This window comes from Krasilnikovia cinnamomea (assembly GCF_004217545.1).
In the GTDB taxonomy this organism is placed as follows: domain Bacteria; phylum Actinomycetota; class Actinomycetes; order Mycobacteriales; family Micromonosporaceae; genus Actinoplanes; species Actinoplanes cinnamomeus.
The window spans coordinates 2,392,316-2,410,795 of sequence record NZ_SHKY01000001.1; the positions used below are offsets into that span (position 1 = coordinate 2,392,316).

An 18,480-nucleotide genomic window follows, 5' to 3' on the forward strand; every position below is an offset into this window, starting at 1 on the left:
TACCGAGCGGGGCGGGGGCCGGCAGGATACGCCAACCCGCGGCCCGACGCGCCACGGGATGGAACCGATTGGTTCAGGTGTGCCTTGCCTGGCTACTGTGGTCAACGGTCCGCGACCGGACAGCCTCCCGCCCGGAATGGGTAAGGAGCACCGACGTAGGCTGTAACTGACAGATTTGCGGGCCGGCTCATCGACGCGCACACCCGCCGGCACGCTCCATCAGGAGGTTTATCGTGGCCGAGCAGAGCGAGGTCACCAGCGAGATCGACACAGCGACCAAACGGGTCGAGCGGCTCGATCGGGTGGTGATCCGATTTGCGGGGGACTCTGGCGACGGCATGCAGCTCACGGGTGACCGATTCACCTCCGAGACTGCCCAACTCGGCAACGACATCTCCACGTTGCCGAACTTCCCCGCGGAGATCCGTGCTCCAGCCGGCACGCTGCCGGGCGTGTCGAGCTTCCAGGTGCACTTCGCGGACTACGACATCCTGACCCCCGGCGACGCGCCCAACGTGCTCGTCGCGATGAACCCGGCGGCGCTCAAGGCCAACCTGAGCGACCTGCCCGCGGGCGCGGACATCATCGTCAACACCGACGAGTTCACCAAGCGCAACCTCGCCAAGGTGGGGTACGCGGTGAGCCCCCTCGACGACGGCTCCCTCGACGGCTACGCGGTGCACCCGGTGGGGCTGACCTCCATGACGGTCGGCGCCCTGGCCGAGCTGAACGTGCCGAAGAAGGACGCCGAGCGCGCGAAGAACATGTTCGCCCTGGGCCTGCTCTCGTGGATGTACTCCCGGCCGTACTCCTCGACGCTGCGCTTCCTGGAACGCAAGTTCGCCAAGCGCCCCGACCTGGTCGCGGCGAACATCGCGGCGTTCCGGGCGGGCTGGAACTTCGGCGAGACGACCGAGGACTTCTCGGTCCGCTACGAGGTCAAGCCGGCCCGGATGGTGCCCGGCACGTACCGGAACATCACCGGCAACGCGGCGCTGGCGCTCGGGCTGGTCGCCGCGAGTGTGCGGTCGAAGCTGCCGCTGTTCCTCGGCGCGTACCCGATCACCCCGGCCTCGGACATCCTGCACGAGCTGAGCAAGCACAAGCGGTTCGGCATCACGACGATGCAGGCCGAGGACGAGATCGCCGCGGTCGGTGCGGCCCTGGGCGCCTCGTACGGTGGGGCGCTGGGTGTCACCACCACCTCGGGCCCCGGCGTGGCGCTCAAGGGCGAGACGATCTCCCTGGCCATCGCGCTGGAGCTGCCGCTGGTGATCGTCGACGTGCAGCGCGCCGGGCCGTCCACCGGCATGCCGACCAAGACCGAGCAGGCCGACCTCAACATGGCCCTGTACGGCCGCCACGGCGAGGCTCCGCTCGCGGTGATCGCCCCGAAGTCGCCGTCCGACTGCTTCCACGCCGCGCTGGAGGCCGCCCGGATCGCCCTGACCTACCGGACCCCGGTCATCCTGCTCTCGGACAACTACGTGGCGAACGGCTCCGAGCCGTGGCTGCTGCCCGACGTCGCCGAGCTGCCGGACCTGAGCGTCGAGTTCGCAACCGAGCCTAACGGCGAGGACGGCAAGTTCCTGCCGTACCTGCGGGACCCGGAGACGCTGGCCCGGCCGTGGGCGGTGCCCGGCACCGCGGGGCTGGAGCACCGCATCGGCGGTCTGGAGAAGGCGGACCGGACCGGCGACATCTCGTACGACCCGGCGAACCACGACTTCATGGTGCGTACCCGGGCCGCCCGGATCGAGGCCATCGAGGTGCCCGACGTCGCGGTCGAGGACCCGGACGACAACGCCCGGGTGCTGGTGCTCGGCTGGGGCTCCACGTACGGGCCGATCGGCGCCGCCTGCCGGGCCCTGCGCCACCGCGGCCTGCCCATCGCCCAGGCGCACCTGCGGCACCTCAGCCCACTGCCCGCCAACCTGGGCACGGTGCTGAAGTCGTACGACAAGGTGGTGATTCCGGAGATGAATCTGGGCCAGCTCGCCCACGTCATCCGGGCGAGGTACCTGGTCGACGCGGTTCCCTTCAACCAGGTCAGCGGCCTGCCGTTCACGGCCGCGACGCTGGAGCACATGCTCGAGGACGTGGTCAAGAATGGCTAGCCCAACCATCCCCGCGGGGCGTACCCCGCTGCAGCTCACCGCGAAGGACTTCAAGTCGGACCAGGAGGTCCGCTGGTGCCCGGGCTGCGGTGACTACGCGATCCTGGCCGCGGTGCAGGGCTTCATGCCCGAGCTGGGCATCGCCCGGGAGAACATCGTCTTCGTCTCGGGCATCGGCTGCTCGTCGCGCTTCCCGTACTACATGAACACGTACGGGATGCACTCGATCCACGGCCGCGCCCCCGCGATCGCGACCGGCCTGTCCTCCTCCCGCCCGGACCTGTCGGTGTGGGTGGTGACCGGCGACGGCGACGCGCTGTCGATCGGCGGCAACCACCTGATCCACGCACTGCGCCGCAACGTGAACCTGAAGATCCTGCTGTTCAACAACCGGATCTACGGCCTGACCAAGGGGCAGTACTCGCCCACCTCCGAGCTCGGCAAGATCACCAAGTCGACCCCGGCCGGGTCGGCGGACTCGCCGTTCAATCCGCTCTCGCTGGCGCTGGGCGCCGAGGCGACGTTCGTGGCCCGCACGATCGACTCCGACCGCAAGCACCTGCAGTCGGTGCTGCGGGCGGCGGCCGAGCACAAGGGCTCGGCGTTCGTGGAGATCTACCAGAACTGCAACATCTTCAACGACGGCGCGTTCGAGCTGATCAAGGATCCGGAGACCCGGGACGACCACCTGATCCGCCTGGAACAGGGTCAGCCGATCACGTTCGGCTCGCAGGGCCAGTTCTCCGTGGTGCATCCGGCGGGCGGCTTCGGGCTTCAGGTACGCGAGACCGCCGGGCTGGGCGACGAGCGGCCCGTGGTGCACGACGCGACCGTGGCCGAGCCCGCGTACGCGTTCGCGCTGTCCCGGCTGTCCGGCTCCGACCTGAACACCACGCCGATCGGGGTGTTCCGCGCGGTCGAGCGCCCGTCCTACGACGAGCTGCTCGCCAAGCAGCTCACGGACGCCACGGCGGGATCCACCGGCACACCGGAGCAGATGCTGACCGACCTGCTGCACAGCGGGGACACCTGGGCGATCCTCTGACCCCTCAGACCACGACGCCGTTGGCCGGGGCGTCCTCGCTGCGGATGTAGACCAGCATGTCGCCGGTCTCGATCGCGACGGCGGCCTCCCCGCCCAGCGGCACCACCTTGCCCCGCCGGATCAGCGCCACCACGAGCGTGTCCAGCTCGCGCGGCTTGCGGCCGACCTCGTTGCGTTCCGCGGCACGCATCGCCAGCGCCATGCCCTGACCGGGGGTGAGCAGGTCCTCCACGACGTCGATCAGCGGCGGCGCGGTGGTGGTCAGGCCGAGCAGCCGGCCCGCGGTGGACGACGACACGATGACGTGGTGGGCGCCGCTCTGCTTGAGCAGGGCGGCGTTCTCCTGCTCGCGGACCGCGGCGATGATCCGTACCTGGCCGCCGGTCAACTGGCGCACGGTCAGGGAGATGAGCACCGACGCCTCGTCGGTGTCCGTGGCGATGATGACCGCCTTGCAGCTCTTGACGTGGGCCTCGTTGAGCACTGAGGAGCGGGTCGCGTTGCCCTCGATGGCGACGAGGCCGTCCGTGGCGGCGTGGCGCAGTGCGACGTCGCGGTTCTCGACGACGACGATGCGGGACTTGTCGAGGCCGTTCTCGAGCAGGGCCGTGACGGCCGAACGTCCCTTGGTGCCGTAGCCGCAGACGATGACGTGGTCCTTCAACTTGCGCCTCCACCTGGTGACCCGAAGGTTCTTCCGGTACTGCTCGGTGAGGACCTCGAGGGTCGTGCCGACCAGGATGATCAGGAACAGCACCCGGGCGGGCGTGATGAACATGATGTTCACCAGCCGCGCGTGCGGGGTGTACGGCGTGATGTCGCCGTAGCCGGTCGTGGAGAGCGATACGACCGCGTAGTAGAAGCAGTCGAGCAGCGAGAGGCCGTCCTCGTTGACGTCGCGGTAGCCGTCGCGGTCGGCGTAGACCATGCCGACGGTCAGCAGGACAAGCAACAGGGCCGCGGCCGCCCGGATGCTGAGCGCGCGCAAGGGCCCCTGCCGGACCAGGGGAAGGTGGATCACGGTACGCCCGCCTGCACACGATCACGATAACCGGCGCGGTGCTGGTACCGGGCCCAGCGGGCCACTTGGATGGCACCACGAAATTTCAGGACATCACAATCGGCGACGGTACGGAATACCCAGCGATGCCTTCGGCGCACTCCAGCAGAAACCATTCACATGTTTGTATTAATTCTGCAATCTTTCGAACACTGAGGGTCACCGGCCCTCACGAGGGGCCGCCCCCGCTGGAGGTCCCCGATGCTCCGGTCCGCCCGCCGTACCCTCGTCGTCGCCCTGTCGTCGCTGGCCCTGCTCGTCCCCGCCGCCGCCGCGCACGCCGCCATCCCCGCCGACAAGCCGGCCGTGCTCTCCTCCTGGACCCAAACGACCACCGCCAGCACCAACGCCTGGAACGCCGCCCGCGTCGACCAGGGACGCTGGGCCGAATACCACTTCGACTGGTCCACCGACTACTGCTCGTCGAGCCCCGACAACCCGCTCGGCTTCGACTTCGCCCTCGCCTGCTGGCACCACGACTTCGGCTACCGCAACTACAAGGCGATCGGACAGTTCCCGGCCAATAAGGACCGGGTCGACTCCATGTTCTACGCCGACCTCAAGCGCAAGTGCGCCACCTACAGCGCCGCGCTGCAGCCGGCCTGCTACAGCCTCGCCTGGACGTACTACCAGGCGGTGCACATCTTCGGTTCGCTCGACGCGGTGCAGCGCGCCGACCTCGAACGGGCGGCGCAGCTCAAGGCCCACGCGGGCTGAGCGCCCACCCCGAGCGCGGTCCGCAGCCGGTTCCCCCCGCCGGTTGCGGGCCGCCCCTTTGCGCCGAGCCTCAGGGAGGTCGAGGCCTCAGTGCAGGGTCGGTGCGAAGCGGGCCGAGCCCTGCTCCAGGTCCGGGTGCTCCACGGCCAGCGCCATCGCCACGATCCGGTCGAAGCCCAGTTGCGCGCCGTCGGCGTACGCCGCGTCGAACGCGCCGTCGCCCAGCGTCGCCCGCACCCCCGCCTGCTGCGCCGACCAGAACCCGCCGAACACCTCGGCCCGCCGCTCGCCACGTACCGACTCGGCACCCCCGAACAGCACCGCCGCCGTAGCGGCGTCGCCGCCGAGCGCACACCGGACCGCGATCGCGGCGACCGCGTCCGCGGCCGCGCCCCGGAAGCCGTGCCGCAGCCGCGACCGCAGGGCGACCACGAGGTGGTCGTGCGCGGCGACCAGGTCGCCCCGGCGCAGGGCCACCATCCCCAGAAGCCAGTCGACGGTACGGCGGCCCCGGTCGCCGGGCCGGCCCGCCTCGGCCTGGCGCGCGGCCCCGAGCAACTCGGCGGCCTCGTCCAGCGATCCTCTACGCCAGAGCAACTCGGCGAGGGTCAGCACGGCCGGCAATGCCGCCCCGGCCACGTGGCACCGCTCGGCGTGCGCGATCACCTCCCGGCACAGCCGCTCCGCGTCGGCGAAACGCTTGTCCCGCAGCAGGTTCACCCGCCGGCCGACCATCGCCGCGAGGACCAGCACCGGCAGGTCGGCGGTGTGGGCGACCAACTCGGCCCGGTGCAGGAAACGGGTCTGCTCGTCCGGGTCCTCGGCGAGGCCGGCGTGCACCAGGTACACCCCGGCCAGCTCGGCGGGGGTCACATCCTCCTCGGACAGCCGACCGTACAGGCGGAACAGCAGATCCCGGCCGTCGCGGGCGCCGCCGTACTCCCGCCACCAGGGGTCGAGGGCGGCGGCCAGGCGCAGCCCGGCCCGGACGCTGCCGTTGCCGACCACCCAGCGCAGCGCCGCCTGCCACTCCCCCACGTACGGGGCCAGCTCCGTCAGGGACACCGTGCGCGGCTCGCCGTCGGCGTCGACCGCCATCGCGTCGAGGACGTGCAACGCCCAGCCGACGTGCCGCTCCCGCACCGCCCGCTCCTCGCCCGCGGCCACGAGCCTGCGCATCGCGTACCCCCGGACCTGCTCGGGCATCCGGTAGCGCGGGCCCGGCACCACCTCGATCAGGGACGCGGTGGTCAGTTCCGACAGCGCGCCGAGCGCCTCGTCGTCGCACCACTCGACCGCCGCCAGTTCGACCGGCCCGGCGAAGACCGCCAGCCGCTCCAGCAGGCGGGCGGCCCGCTCCCCCAGCCGGCGGTACGACCAGTCCACGGTCCGGGTCAGGCTGTTGTGGCGCTCGGCCGCCTCACTGATCCGGCAGTCGGCTCCGATGACGCCAGCGGTGTCCTCGCGGCCCGCGTCCAGGGCGGTCAGCGGGTCGTCCAGCCGGCTGGCCAGCTGCGCCGCCGACAGCAACTGGAGCCGCTGCGCGGCCAGTTCCAGGGCAAGGGGAAGCCCTTCCAGCCGGGACGCGACCCGGACCAGATCCGCGTCCTCGCGCGGCGGCACCCGCTGGCCGCCGCGCGCCGCCGCGGCGCGCTCACCGAGCAGGGTGAAGGCGTCGGCCGGGGCCAGCGGCGGGATCCGCCAGGCCAGTTCACCGTGGACGCCGACGGGCTGACGGCCGGTCGCGAGCACCCGGAGCCCGGGGCAGCCGGCCAGCAGATGACGTACGGCCGACCGGACCGCGGCGGGAGCCGCGTCGCAGGTGTCCACCAGCAGCAGCAGGCGGCGGTGGGCGCAGCGGTCCACGATCGTCTCGATGAGACGCCGGTCCGGCTCGGCGCGTACCCCCAGCGCGCGGGCCACCGCCACCGGCAGGTCATCGGTGCCGGCGGCGACGTCGACCACCCAGACGCCGTCCGGATACCCCGGCAGCAGTTGTTCGGCGGCTGCCAGCGCCAGCCGCGACTTGCCGGCACCACCGCCACCGACGACCGTGACCAGGCGATGCTTGCCGACCAGGGCGGTGAGCTCGGCCAGCTCCGCACGCCGCCCGACGAACGTGGTCAGCGGCGCGGGCAGGTTGTGGCGCGCCGCTCCCGGGGTGCGCGGGCGGGGGAAGCTGCGTTCCAGTCCGGGCGCCGCGACCTGGAAGATCCGCTCCGGGTCGTCGAAACCGCGCAGGTGATACAGACCCAGGTCCAGCAGGTCGACGCCCTCCATCGGGTGCGGCGCCGCACCGGCCGGGGGCTGGGCGGTCGCGGCGCGGACGGTCGCCTCCGAGCAGAGCACCTGGCCGCCGTGCGCGGCCGCGGCGACCCGGGCGGCACGGTGCACCTCGGCGCTGGTGTACTCGCCACCGACCGGAGTGGCCCGGCCCGTGTGCAGTCCGATACGCACCCGGGGCATCACGTCGGGGCCGGGCCAGCCGTGCGCGGCCAGCGCCCGCTGCATCGCGACGCACGCCGTCACGGCCACCGCGGCGTTGCCGAAGGCCACGAAGAACGAGTCACCCTCCGTGAAAAGCTCCGCGCCCCCGAAGTCGTGCAGCACCGCCCGGATCACCTCGCGGTGCGCATGGAGGACGGCCCCGTATGCCTCCGCGAGCATCCGCGCGAGCCGGGTCGAGCCCTCGATGTCGGTGAACATGAAGGTCACCAGCCCGCTTGGCAGCTCGGTCCGTCCCGACACGGTGTGAACCTCCGCCCCCTCCGGGATGTCAATGTCATGGTGCACGCGCCACGCTGACACGGCACATCGTAAAAACGATCGGTAACCATCCGACCCGCGATGTCGGCCTCTTATGGGCGACACCCCGGGGAAATCATCGACGATTACGGGTGGCACTTCGCGTGACGTAACGAGGTGAACCGCTTCCGGTTGCGGCGAATCCGGTCGGCTGTGGCCGGGGGCGACATTGAACACACTCACGCAGGCGTACCCCGATGGTGTTGCTGTGGTTCAGGGGGACCGCGATACGTGCCGATCGTCCATTTTCGCCGTAGCCGCAGCGGAACCGTCGCCGTCTGTCCACGACGGACACCCGCCTCGGGCGATCACCGTCGAGCCGGTTCCGACCAGACCAGGATCACCCGGTCGAGCAGCGAGCGGACGGCGTGGTCCGGATGCGGGCCGGGTGGCCGTCGTCCGAATGTGGGCGGGGTGGCTGTCGTCCGGATGTGGGCGGGGTGGCTGTGGTCCGGATGCGGGCGGACCGCCGTGGTCCGGATGATGGCAAGGCCGGGGCGGACGCCAGTCCGGCCGGGGAGGGGGGACGAGACGGCCCCGGCCCTGGCCTTTGGTCTGGTGTCAGCAGCAGCCGCCGCCACCGCAGCAGCCCCCGCCACCGGCTGGCGCCGAAGGGGCGCCACCGCGCCCGGTCACGGCAACCGTGGACAGCAGCTTCACCGTGTCGGTGTGGCCCTGGGGGCAGGTGGTCGGGGCGGACGCCTCCCGCATCGGGCGGGTCACCTCGAACGTGTCACCGCAGGAGCGGCAGCGGTAGTCGTAGCGCGGCATCCGCACAGCGTATTGGGTGGGTACGCCCTCCCGCCTCCCCGTCCACAGCCTGCGTACAGGGACCGTCGGGCGAGGCCACCGCCAGGTAGGGTCGTGGCGTGGGGGACGGGAAGAAGAAGCGATCGGGCACGCCGCAAACGCGGCCGCCCGCGCCGCATCGGGGCGGGCCCGTGGGCAGCTCCGGAGCCGCCCCGAGCGATCCCGTCCCGGGCCTCACCGGGGCCGAGCCCGATACGCCCCGCCCCGGCCCGGTCGGCGACAAGCTCCGGACCGGCCTAGGCGACCGTGGCGCCGATGGCCCGGTCAAGCCCGCTGACGGTGCGGCGTTCGCCAAAGCGGACGGCACCACACCCCCAGACCCCGCCGTTTCCGGCAATAGCGACACTCCCGGCGAAGCCGCCGACAAGGTCGCCGGGAACGACGAACCGGCTCGCGATGACGACGAGCCGGCCGCGAACAAGGGCGAGCCAGCCGCGAACAAGGGCGAGCCGGCCGGGAACAAGGGCGAGCCAGCCGGGAACAAGGACAGACCGGCCGCGAAGATCGACTCGGCCGAGGCGAAGGGCGGAACGGCAGACCAGGCCACCGGCGACAAGGCGCCGGGTGACGCGGGCGATCCGCCCACCGCCGCCGCCGTGGCGGCCGCCTCCAAGGGCCGCGCCACCCGTGTGCTGCGCCACGCCAACCCGGTCCGGGTTGCCCGCGCCGCCGGACGCCGTACCTCCGCCTGGGCCCGGCGCCCCAGCGGCCGGCTCATCCTGCCCGCCGCCATCGCCGCGCTGCTCATGGGTGCCGCCGGCACGGCGGGCGTCTACCTGGTGCCGAAGGCCCTGCCCGCGGCGCCGTCGCCGAGCGCGACCCCGGGGTTCCCGCTCGACCAGGGCGGCGCCGTGCCGTCCGTGAGCGTCCCGGCGGGCGTCCCGGGCAGCGTGGCCACGCTGCCCAGTAGCACGGGGCCGGCGTTTCCCGTGGTCACGGGGGCCCGGCCGGCGGACGCACTGGCGGGCTGGGCGCAGCAGGTGGGCACCCGGGTGGGCATCCCGGTGGTGGCCGTGCAGGCGTACGGGTACGCGGAGCTGGTGGTGGCCCGGACGACGCCGAGCTGCCACCTCAACTGGACGACCCTGGCCGCGATCGCCGAAGTGGAGTCGGCGCACGGTAGCGCGCACGGCGCGGTGCTCGGCGCGGACGGTTCGGTGCAGCCACCGATCCACGGGCTGCCGCTGGACGGCAAGGGCGGCCGCCAGCTGATCAAGGACACCGACCAGGGCGTGCTCGACGGGGACGCGACATACGACCGGGCGATCGGACCGCTGCAGTTCATCCCGTCCACCTGGAAGGAGAACGCGGTCGACGCCGACAACAGCGGACTCGCCGATCCGAACGACATCGACGACGCGGCGCTGACCGCGGCGGCGTACCTGTGCCGCAACGGCCGGGACCTGTCCAAGGCGGACGCGTGGTGGGATGCGATCCTGTCGTACAACGCGGTGCGGCCGTACGCGCAGAAGGTCTTCGACGCGGCGAACACGTACGGCCAGCGAAGCCGCGTCTAATGGCGATTGTTGTCAACCGACAGTGACGGACCACATACGAATGCATCCGTGGGCCTTCCCTGAGCCTCGCCTTACCGGCAAGCTGTACGCGTGAGGGTGCGTGAGTGGGATCCCCGGGCCGCGTCGCCGGGGGAGATCCGATCGCTCGTGGAGACGCTGAACGCGGTGCTGGCCGCGGACCTCCCCGACGATCCACCGTGGCAGGACGTGCAGGTCAGGGAGTATCTGGCCGAGACGATGCCCGGTGAGCGCCGGATCTGCTGGGTGGCCGAGGACGACCGCCTCCCCGAGGGCGAGAGCCGGGTGTACGGCCACGTCAGCATCCTGCTGCTGGGCGACATCGGCGTCCTGGAGGTACTGGTCCATCCGGCCTTACGCCGCCGCGGTCTGGGACGGCAGCTCGTCGGGGTGGCCGCGCGCCGCGCGTACCTGGAGGGCTTCTCGTCCATCGGGGTCGAGGTGATCGGCGACACCCCGGCCATCGGGTTCTACGAGTCCGTCGGCTTCGAGCGCGAGTACGCGGAGACCCGCAGCGTCCTCACCCTCTCCAAGGTGGACTGGGAGGCGCTGGGGTCGATGAGCAACGGCATCGCGCACGGCTACCGCATCGAGTATCACCCGGGTGGCCCGCCGGAGGAGCTGCTGGAGGCGTACGCGCAGGCGAAGCAGGAGGCCCCGGACGACGACAACGACCTGGACCTGGCGCCCCGGTCGTCGGATCCGCAGCGGCTACGCGACAGCCTGCAGACGTTGCACAAACGGGGGCTGAAGCCGTACATCGTGCTGGCGGTGCACGAGGCCACCGGGGTGGTGGCGGGTCTCACCGAGGTGGTGGTTCCGGCGCAGCACCCGGAGCGGGCGGACCAGTACGACACCATCGTGGTCCGCGCCCACCGCGGGCACGGCATCGACCGGGCGATCAAGGCGCGCATGCTGTTCGAGCTGCGGACCGCCGAGCCGGGGTTGCTGGAGGTCCAGACCTGGAACGCGCGGCACAACGAATCGATGATCAAGGTTAACGCCGAGTTGGGCTTCCAGCTGGACCGTGACTGGTATGAATATGGCGCCGATGTTGCGCAACTGGTACAGACCTTAGAACCCAAGGACTGACCTGGGGCTTTACCGTCGGCGTACCCATGTTCAGCTCCCCAGTGGAGGCTTCGTGCGCTTCCGACGCATATTGCCCATTATCGCTGTTTCCATAGTTTCGGCGACCACCCTTTTCCCCGGCGCGGCCCACGCCGCCGACGATCCCCTGACCGTCGGCGCGGTCCAGGGCAGCACGACGACCAGCCCGCGCACGCAGCGCTCCCCGCTGGCGCCCCCGTCGGGCAACGGCACCAGCTCCGCCAAGCACCTGGTCCGCGGCGTCGTCACCCAGCTCGCGCTGTCGCACACCGACACCGGCGCCAAGCAGTACGGCTTCTTCCTGCAGAGCCGCAAGGACGCGACCGATGGCGACCCGACCACCTCCGACGGCATCTTCGTCTACATGTCGACCTTCACCACCCTGATCGGCGGATACGCCCCCAAGGTGGGCGACGAGATCGTCGTCAAGGCGAAGGTGAGCGAGTACTTCAGCCTCACCGAGCTGTCCAGCGCGGAGTACGTGAGCACGCTGGCGACCGGCCTCGACGTACCCGCCGAGGTGCAGGTCGACGACGCCGTCCCGCCCGCCGACGCCGCGGCCGCCGACCTGTTCTGGGAGCGGCACGAGGGCATGCAGCTGCGGGTCCGCTCCGGCTCCGGGCTCGTCTCCGGCACCAAGGTGTACGACAGCACCGACGACGCCGAGGCCTGGGCGATCGACCGCGACGACCCGCTGATGAAGCGCGAGGACCCGTACGCGCGGCGGGTGTTCCGCGACGCGCACCCGCTCGACGACCTGCCCGGCACGGTCGACAACGGCAACGGAAACCGCATCCTGCTCGGCCCCATGGGGGTCAAGGCGGCCGCGAACGACGCTTCCGCGGTGCTGCCCCCGGCACGCACTTTCGACACCGTGAGCGGCGACGCGATCGGTGGCGTCCACTACGCGTTCAACAAGTACAGCGTCCAGCCCGCGGCGGTCGCGTTCGCATCCGGCCCGGACCCGGCGAAGAACCACCCGCCCAAGGCCGCGACGCGCAGCCGCGAGGTCGCGGTCGCCACGTTCAACGTGGAGAACCTGTACGACTTCCGCGACGACCCGTTCGACGGCTGCGACTTCACCGGGAACCTGGGCTGCACCGGAGTCAAGCCGCCCTTCAACTACGTCCCGGCGAGCGCCGAGGAGTACCAGAAGCGGCTGGGGGCGCTGGCCGGTCAGATCACCGACGACCTGCACAGCCCCGACCTGATCCTCGCCCAGGAGGCCGAGGACCAGGACATCTGTACGGTGACCGACGGCGCGTTGACCTGCGGCGACACCAACGACGCGGACGGCAGGCCGGACACTCTGCAGGAGCTGGCGCTGACGGTCAAGGCCGCGGGCGGTCCCGCGTACGATGCGGCGTTCGACCGGACCGGGGCGGACGCCCGTGGCATCACCTCCGCGTTCCTGTACCGCACGGACCGGCTCTCGCTGGCGACACCGGCGGCGGACGACGCCGTCCTCGGCGCCAGCCCGAAGGTCGTGTACCGGGGTGCCCCGCTGCCCGGCAACACCGACGTGTCCAACCCGAAGGCCCTCAACGCGGTGCTCCCCGCCGACGTGGACAAGTCCACGGGGGTGGACGGCTCGAACGTCTACACCCGCGCCCCGCAGGTCGGCCTGTTCGACGTCAAGGCGGCGCCGGGCTCCGCCGATCACTACCAGATCTGGGCCATGAGCAACCACTACTCGTCCGGGCCGGACGGCCGGGTCGGGCAGCGCACCGAGCAGGCCGCGTACGGTGCGGCGCTGGTCACCGCGATCGAGGCGGCCCACCCGCACGCCCGGGTCGTGTACGGCGGTGACCTGAACGTCTTCCCCCGCCCCGACGACCCGGTCCCCGCCAACCCGGGCGACCAGCTCGGCCCGCTGTACGCCGCCGGCCTGCACAACCTGTGGGACGACCTGGCGGCGGACGTGCCGGCAGCCGCGTACTCGTACGACTTCGAGGGGTCGGCGCAGACGCTGGACCACGTGTTCGTCACCGACGCCCTGTACGCGGACCTGATCCAGATTCGGGCCGCGCACATCAACGCGGACTGGTCCGGCCACGACCCGGACAACCCGAAGCGGGGCGCCAGCGACCACGACCCGCAGGTGATCCGGTTCCAGTCCCGTCCGGCGCTGTCCGTGGCAGGTGCCCGGGTCACCGAGGGGGCGAAGGGGACGACCACGCCGCTGGTGTTCCCCGTGACGCTGTCGCGGCCGATGAGCCAGCCGCTGACGGTGTGCGCGATCGCCGGACCGCAGACCGCGTGGCCGCTGCTGGACTTCGACCCCTACCTGGGCTGCCGGACCATCGCGGCGGGTGAGACCGCCACGAGCTTCACGGTGACCGTACGCGGGGACGACGTCCGTGAGCCGGACGAGAAGCTCACCCTGGCTGTCGCGGGCATCTCCACCTCGGTCCGGCAGACCGGCCCGACCGCGACCGGCACCATCGTCAACGACGACTAGCTCGCTGAACGAGCGAAGCCCGGGGCCCGGCGGTGACATGACACCGCCGGGCCCCGGCGCGTTTCACCTAACCGACGCCGAGCCCGGAGCAGATGCTGGCCATGGTGATGCCGACCAGCGAGCCACCGATGAGCAGGCCGGTGCCGAACGCACGGGATGCCGGATGCAGCAGGCAGCCCAGCACGGCCACGGCGAAGAACGGCACCCAGGCGAACCACGGCGCCTCCAGGCCGACCAGGTGCGGCAGGTCGGACAACGGGCTGAGCCCCGTGATGCACGGGGCGAAGAACCCGGCCGCCCCGCCCACGGCGACGCCGAGCCAGATCCGGGCCGACGTGGAGACACCGGCCAGGGGTGGGGACGCGACGATCAGAATCGGGGGCTCGGTGCCCTCCCGCCGCAGGGTCAGTGCGTACCCTGCCGCGTCACTGGCGACCAGCAGGCGGCCGACCACGCCGATGGCGTCGTTGACCTGGTAGCCGGCGCGCTGGAAGTGCAGGGCCGCCGCCGCGAACACCTGGTCCGGCGGAAGGTTGACCGCAATGGCGCCCGCCCGGATCCGGTTACCCGCGGTGGGCGGCGCGAGCGCGGCCTCCTCTCGGATCCGCGGCGGCGGGAGGGGAATTGCCATCAGGCCCGGGCAATCCCGGAGGATGGCCGACATCCGTTGTTCGACGCCGTGCTTGAACTCGGCGTGACTCGGCACCCAGTTCGGTGTCACCTGGGCAGGATGCCCGATTTCATGCCTATTTGATGGTTATATCTAGCAAGTGCAATTAGGTGCTGTGCCGGTCGAGACACATGAGATCTTCACCGGTCTCGGTCTGGGTGTCGCGGCAGCCGTCTTCGCCGTCGAGACGCACCGGCGCGGACGGCATGACCCCCGCCTCTGGTACCTGGTCGCGGGCGCGCTGACCGGAGGAGCCGTCTTCGCCAGGATCGGCACGTGGCTGCAGCATCTTCGACTCGGCGACAACGCCGGCCTCGCCCAGCAATGGCTGTACGGCAACCGCAGCATCCTGTCCGGCCTGCTCGGCGCGTACGCCGGGGTGCTCGTCGCCAAACGGCTGTGCGGCTACACCGAACACAGTGGTGATCTCTTCGCCCCCGCCGTAGCCGCCGGGATGGCGGTGGGCCGGATCGGTTGCCTGCTCACCGAGCTGCCGGGCACCCCGACCGGTGGCCGCTGGGGCATCACGCTGACCGCGGAGGCCGCCGCGCGCATCCCCGGCGCGCGGGTCGGGGTTCCACTGCACCCCTCGTTCGCGTACGAAATCGTCTTCCACCTCCTCGCCCTGGGCGCGCTCGTGCTGCTGCGCGATCGCGTCACCCGGCCGGACGCGCTGTTCACCGGATACCTCGCCGGATACGCGATCTTCCGGTTCGGGGTCGAATTCGTCCGCGGCAACCAGGTGGTGGCCGACGGGCTGACCCGGCCGCAATGGTTCCTGCTGTGCTGCGCACCGCTGCTGGCGTGGCGGATCTGGAAGCTGAACGGGAGAGTGAAAGTCCGATGAGCACGCTCGGCATGCCGCTGCGCGGCGACCGCATCCACCGGTACGTCAACGCCTTCTGCCCGCACTGCCACGCCGAGAATCCCCTGCGGGACCTCGCCGAGGTGGCCCGGCTGTCGGGCCGGCTGGCCGTCCGCGACGGCCGCGTCTGGCTGGAACGCGGCTGCCCCCGCCACGGCCTGGTCAGCACCCTGTACGACGAGGACCCGGAGATCCTCGAATACCTGGAACGGTGGACGGCGCCCACCAAGCGGCACCAGCCGGACCTGGCGGGCAACTTCGCACCCGTCCCCGCGGGTTACCTGGACGGGCTCCCCGAGATGCAGACGCAGCACACCTGCATCCTGCTGACCGACCTCACCGACACGTGCAACCTGCGCTGCCCCACCTGCTTCGCGGACTCGTCACCGGCCGAGGAGTCGGTCGTCCCGCTGGCCGACCTCCTGGCCAGTGTGGACACGCGGATCTCCCGGGAGGACGGCCGGCTCGACGTACTCATGCTCTCCGGCGGCGAACCCACCCTCCACCCGCAACTGCGCGAGCTGCTCGACGACCTCGTGGCCCGGCCGGTGGTGCGGATCCTGCTCAACACCAACGGCCTGGCCGTCGCCCGCGACGACGCGCTGCTCGACCTGCTGGCCCGCCACCGCCACCGGCTGGAGGTCTACCTGCAGTACGACGGCGTCACCGAGCGGGCCCACCGCCTGCACCGCGGCGCCGACCTGCGACGGATCAAGGACCAGGCGATCGACCGGCTCAGCGAGCGGGGCATCTTCACCACGTTGACCATGACGGCCGCGCTCGGGGTCAACGAGGACCAGATCGGCCCGGTGATCAAGCGGGCGCTGGACACCCCGTACGTGGGCGGGGTGTCGATTCAGCCCCAGTTCGGTTCCGGCCGTTCCGAGCCGATCGACTGGCGCGACCGACTCACCCACACCGGCGTGCTGGCCCGGCTCGGCCCGCAGACCGGCGACCTGGTCACCTGGCGGGACCTCACCGCCCTGCCCTGCTCCCATCCGCACTGCTGCTCAGTGGGCTACCTGCTGCGCGACGACACCGGACGGTGGCGCTCGCTGACCGCGCTGATCGGCACCCGAAAACTGCTGGAGCTGCTGGAACTGTCGCCCGATCTGGTGGCCAACCGGATCGCCGACACCGACCTGCCCGCCAGCCTGCGGCAAGCGGTCAAGGACTCGCTGCTCGGGCTGCTGTCCGAGCAGTCGTCGCTGTCGCACCCCCGGATCGGGGAGTTGTGGCGTGACATCTGCACCAACTGCGACCTCGGCATCGGCACGCTGGCCACACTGGCGTCCTCGGCCCTGCCGGGCAGTCACGAGCGGCTGCGCCGCATGCTGGCCGACCGGGTCAAACGGATCACCGTCAAGCCGTTCATGGACATGGCGACGATGGTCGAGGAACGGCTGACGCAGTGCTGCATCCACGTGGCTACGCGGCGGGACCAGCGGGATCAGTGCGCGCCGTTCTGCGCCGTCCAGGCCTGGCCACAGCTGGCCGCCCAGCGGCTACCCCGGGCGGTGTCGCCGTGACCGCCCCACACGATCCGCTTCGGCTGTGCGTGTACGCGACGGTGGCGGCGCTGACCTGGATCGCCGGGCCGGTCGCCGTGGCGGCGTTCGCGGTGCTCGCGTTCGCGGGCTATCTGCGGGCGCACCGGCAGGGGCTGCGCCGGTCCGCCTGCGTCCTGCGGGACGTCCGCCTGGTGCTGGCCTACCTGGCGGTGCTGGCAGCGGCCGGCGCCGCCGGAGCGATCATCCGCTGGACCTGACTGCGACTGACTGGTTTACGGAGCCAACTGTTCGATCGTCAATCCGACGTCGTTGAGAATGCCACGCAGGGTGCCCCGGGCAACGTCGCGGCCGCCGTGCACAGGGACCGTGGTCCCACGCCCGTCCGCGTGCCGCAGGATGTGGTGGCTGCCGCGGACCCGGGCCACCTTGAACCCGTGCCGCTCCAGCGCCCGCACGATGCGGATTCCATTCACGGAGGGGAAGCGGCGGCATCAGGCTGCCACGGTGATCGACAACTCCCGCGGGACGCCGAACTCCTCAATGAGGCCGATAAGCGCCTCGCGGAGGTCGTCGAGAGCCTCCTCCTCGGTGGCACCCTCGCCGTGGGCACCGACGCCGGGCAGCAGTTGGGCGTGGGCGCACCACACCCCGCCCTCGTCGCGTTCGACGACGACGGGCACGGTCACCGTGCGAGGCTCTGCCACCTGGCAACCATATCGCGGCCAGGAGTAAGCCGGACCAGCTGAGAGGCTAGTACCGTCGGCGCAGCAGGTGGGCTGCCTCGGTGGCCCAGTACGTCAGGATGATCTGCGCGCCCGCGCGCTTGATCGACGTCAGGCTCTCCAGGATGACGCGCTCCCGGTCGATCCAGCCGTTGGCGGCGGCCGCCTCGACCATCGCGTACTCGCCGGACACCTGGTAGGCGGCGACCGGGATGTCGACCCGGTCCCGGACCGCGGCGATGACATCGAGGTACGGCAGGGCGGGCTTGACCATCACCACGTCCGCGCCCTCGGCCACGTCCAGCTCGACCTCGCGCAGTGCCTCCCGGATGTTGCCCGGGTCCTGCTGGTACGTGCGCCGGTCCCCCTGCAGCGTGGACTCGACCGCCTCCCGGAACGGACCGTAGAACGCGCCCGCGTACTTCGCCGCGTACGCCAGCACCGCCACGTCCTGGAAGCCGGCGCGGTCCAGGCCCTTGCGGATCACGCCGATCTGGCCGTCCATCATCCCGGACGGGCCGACCACGTGCGCCCCGGCCTCGGCCTGCGCCATGCCCATCTGGGCGTACAGCTCCAGGGTGGCGTCGTTGTCGACGCTGCCGTCGGGGGCCAGCACCCCGCAGTGGCCGTGCGAGGTGAACTCGTCCAGGCACAGGTCGCTCATGACCACGGTGGCGTCGCCGACCTCGGCGATCACGTCGCGGATCGCCACGTTGAGGATGCCGTCCGGGTCGAGACCGGCCGAGCCGGTCTCGTCCTTGCTGGCCTGCTCGGGCACGCCGAACAGCATCAGGCCGCCGACCCCCGCCCCGACCGCCTCGTGCGCGGCCTTGCGCAGCGACTCCCGGGAGTGCTGCACGACGCCGGGCAGTGAGCTGATCGGCCGGGGCTCGGTCAGCCCCTCCTTGACGAACAGCGGCAGCACCAGCTCGGCCGGGGCGACCCGGGTCTCCTCGACGAGGCGACGCAGGGCCGCGGTCCGGCGCAGCCGGCGGGGGCGGATCTCCGGGTACGGCACGATGATTCCCCTAGCGGAAGCGGGGGCCCACGAC

General features: G+C 71.4%; 16 protein-coding genes. 9 read left to right on the forward strand and 7 right to left on the reverse strand.

Features of this window, described 5'->3' with window-relative positions:
- The first annotated feature begins 263 nt into the window (after window positions 1–263).
- Together EV385_RS10670 and EV385_RS10675 are read left to right on the forward strand one after the other, a co-directional pair.
- Window positions 264–2,117 carry a 2-oxoacid:acceptor oxidoreductase subunit alpha gene (locus EV385_RS10670; protein WP_130513211.1) on the forward strand — a complete coding sequence of 618 codons (1,854 nt, stop codon included), beginning with the start codon at window positions 264–266 and terminating at the stop codon, window positions 2,115–2,117.
- Complete coding sequence (locus EV385_RS10675) at window positions 2,110–3,162, forward strand: 2-oxoacid:ferredoxin oxidoreductase subunit beta (protein ID WP_130509333.1); 1,053 nt, start codon at window positions 2,110–2,112, stop codon at window positions 3,160–3,162. The genes EV385_RS10670 and EV385_RS10675 overlap by 8 nt, the downstream gene beginning before the upstream one ends.
- Before the next feature lie 4 nt (window positions 3,163–3,166).
- Here the strand turns inward: EV385_RS10675 and EV385_RS10680 are convergent, their stop codons facing one another.
- A complete protein-coding gene (locus EV385_RS10680; protein ID WP_130509334.1) occupies window positions 3,167–4,183 on the reverse strand; it encodes a potassium channel family protein in 1,017 nt (338 codons plus the stop codon).
- Between the two features lie 240 nt (window positions 4,184–4,423).
- Here EV385_RS10680 and EV385_RS10685 point away from each other — a divergent pair, with 240 nt between their 5' ends.
- A complete protein-coding gene (locus tag EV385_RS10685) occupies window positions 4,424–4,939 on the forward strand; it encodes a phospholipase (protein WP_130509335.1) in 516 nt (171 codons plus the stop codon).
- An 87-nt stretch (window positions 4,940–5,026) separates the two neighbouring features.
- Here EV385_RS10685 and EV385_RS10690 read toward each other — a convergent pair whose 3' ends face one another.
- Complete coding sequence (locus tag EV385_RS10690) at window positions 5,027–7,687, reverse strand: adenylate/guanylate cyclase domain-containing protein (RefSeq protein ID WP_130509336.1); 2,661 nt, start codon at window positions 7,685–7,687, stop codon at window positions 5,027–5,029.
- A gap of 618 nt (window positions 7,688–8,305) precedes the next feature.
- Window positions 8,306–8,515: an FmdB family zinc ribbon protein gene (locus EV385_RS10695; protein ID WP_130509337.1), complete on the reverse strand. Its 210-nt coding sequence runs from the start codon at window positions 8,513–8,515 to the stop codon at window positions 8,306–8,308.
- A 170-nt stretch (window positions 8,516–8,685) separates the two neighbouring features.
- Between EV385_RS10695 and EV385_RS34995 the strand changes: the two genes are divergently transcribed.
- The 3 genes from EV385_RS34995 (at window position 8,686) to EV385_RS10710 (ending at window position 13,660) form a co-directional block, all read left to right on the forward strand.
- Window positions 8,686–10,071, forward strand: coding sequence for a lytic transglycosylase domain-containing protein (locus tag EV385_RS34995; RefSeq protein ID WP_242624815.1), 1,386 nt, complete (start codon window positions 8,686–8,688; stop codon window positions 10,069–10,071).
- A 90-nt stretch (window positions 10,072–10,161) separates the two neighbouring features.
- Window positions 10,162–11,181: a GNAT family N-acetyltransferase gene (locus EV385_RS10705; RefSeq protein WP_130509338.1), complete on the forward strand. Its 1,020-nt coding sequence runs from the start codon at window positions 10,162–10,164 to the stop codon at window positions 11,179–11,181.
- A 52-nt stretch (window positions 11,182–11,233) separates the two neighbouring features.
- Window positions 11,234–13,660: an endonuclease gene (locus EV385_RS10710; protein ID WP_130509339.1), complete on the forward strand. Its 2,427-nt coding sequence runs from the start codon at window positions 11,234–11,236 to the stop codon at window positions 13,658–13,660.
- Between the two features lie 67 nt (window positions 13,661–13,727).
- On the opposite strand, the gene EV385_RS10715 is transcribed toward EV385_RS10710, so the two are convergent.
- Entirely contained in the window at window positions 13,728–14,381 is a 654-nt protein-coding gene (locus EV385_RS10715; protein ID WP_130509340.1) for a hypothetical protein, read from the reverse strand.
- A gap of 49 nt (window positions 14,382–14,430) precedes the next feature.
- Between EV385_RS10715 and EV385_RS10720 the strand changes: the two genes are divergently transcribed.
- Genes EV385_RS10720 through EV385_RS10730 form a run of 3 tightly spaced genes read left to right on the forward strand, consistent with a single transcriptional unit; the run spans window position 14,431 to window position 16,963 of the window.
- Window positions 14,431–15,177, forward strand: a complete 747-nt coding sequence (locus tag EV385_RS10720; protein WP_130509341.1) for a prolipoprotein diacylglyceryl transferase family protein — start codon at window positions 14,431–14,433, stop codon at window positions 15,175–15,177.
- The gene (locus tag EV385_RS10725; protein ID WP_207229795.1) at window positions 15,174–16,724 is read left to right on the forward strand and encodes a radical SAM protein; all 1,551 of its coding nucleotides are present in this window, start codon (window positions 15,174–15,176) and stop codon (window positions 16,722–16,724) included. Before EV385_RS10720 ends, EV385_RS10725 begins: the two co-directional genes overlap by 4 nt.
- The gene (locus EV385_RS10730; RefSeq protein ID WP_130509342.1) at window positions 16,721–16,963 is read left to right on the forward strand and encodes a hypothetical protein; all 243 of its coding nucleotides are present in this window, start codon (window positions 16,721–16,723) and stop codon (window positions 16,961–16,963) included. Before EV385_RS10725 ends, EV385_RS10730 begins: the two co-directional genes overlap by 4 nt.
- Before the next feature lie 15 nt (window positions 16,964–16,978).
- Here EV385_RS10730 and EV385_RS10735 read toward each other — a convergent pair whose 3' ends face one another.
- Genes EV385_RS10735 through hemB form a run of 3 tightly spaced genes read right to left on the reverse strand, consistent with a single transcriptional unit; the run spans window position 16,979 to window position 18,446 of the window.
- A complete protein-coding gene (locus EV385_RS10735; protein ID WP_130509343.1) occupies window positions 16,979–17,179 on the reverse strand; it encodes a type II toxin-antitoxin system HicA family toxin in 201 nt (66 codons plus the stop codon).
- 18 nt (window positions 17,180–17,197) lie between these two features.
- Window positions 17,198–17,410, reverse strand: coding sequence for a type II toxin-antitoxin system HicB family antitoxin (locus EV385_RS10740; RefSeq protein ID WP_130509344.1), 213 nt, complete (start codon window positions 17,408–17,410; stop codon window positions 17,198–17,200).
- Window positions 17,411–17,456: 46 nt separating this feature from the next.
- The gene (hemB, locus tag EV385_RS10745) at window positions 17,457–18,446 is read right to left on the reverse strand and encodes a porphobilinogen synthase (RefSeq protein ID WP_130509345.1); all 990 of its coding nucleotides are present in this window, start codon (window positions 18,444–18,446) and stop codon (window positions 17,457–17,459) included.
- Window positions 18,447–18,480 lie beyond the last annotated feature (34 nt).

Bases quoted from the DNA above. Each gene is read 5' to 3' on its own strand.
- EV385_RS10695 (WP_130509337.1), bottom strand. From the start codon at position 8,515: ATGCCGCGCTACGACTACCGCTGCCGCTCCTGCGGTGACACGTTCGAG.
- EV385_RS10675 (WP_130509333.1), top strand. From the start codon at position 2,110: ATGGCTAGCCCAACCATCCCCGCGGGGCGTACCCCGCTGCAGCTCACC.
- EV385_RS10725 (WP_207229795.1), top strand. From the start codon at position 15,174: ATGAGCACGCTCGGCATGCCGCTGCGCGGCGACCGCATCCACCGGTAC.
- EV385_RS10685 (WP_130509335.1), top strand. From the start codon at position 4,424: ATGCTCCGGTCCGCCCGCCGTACCCTCGTCGTCGCCCTGTCGTCGCTG.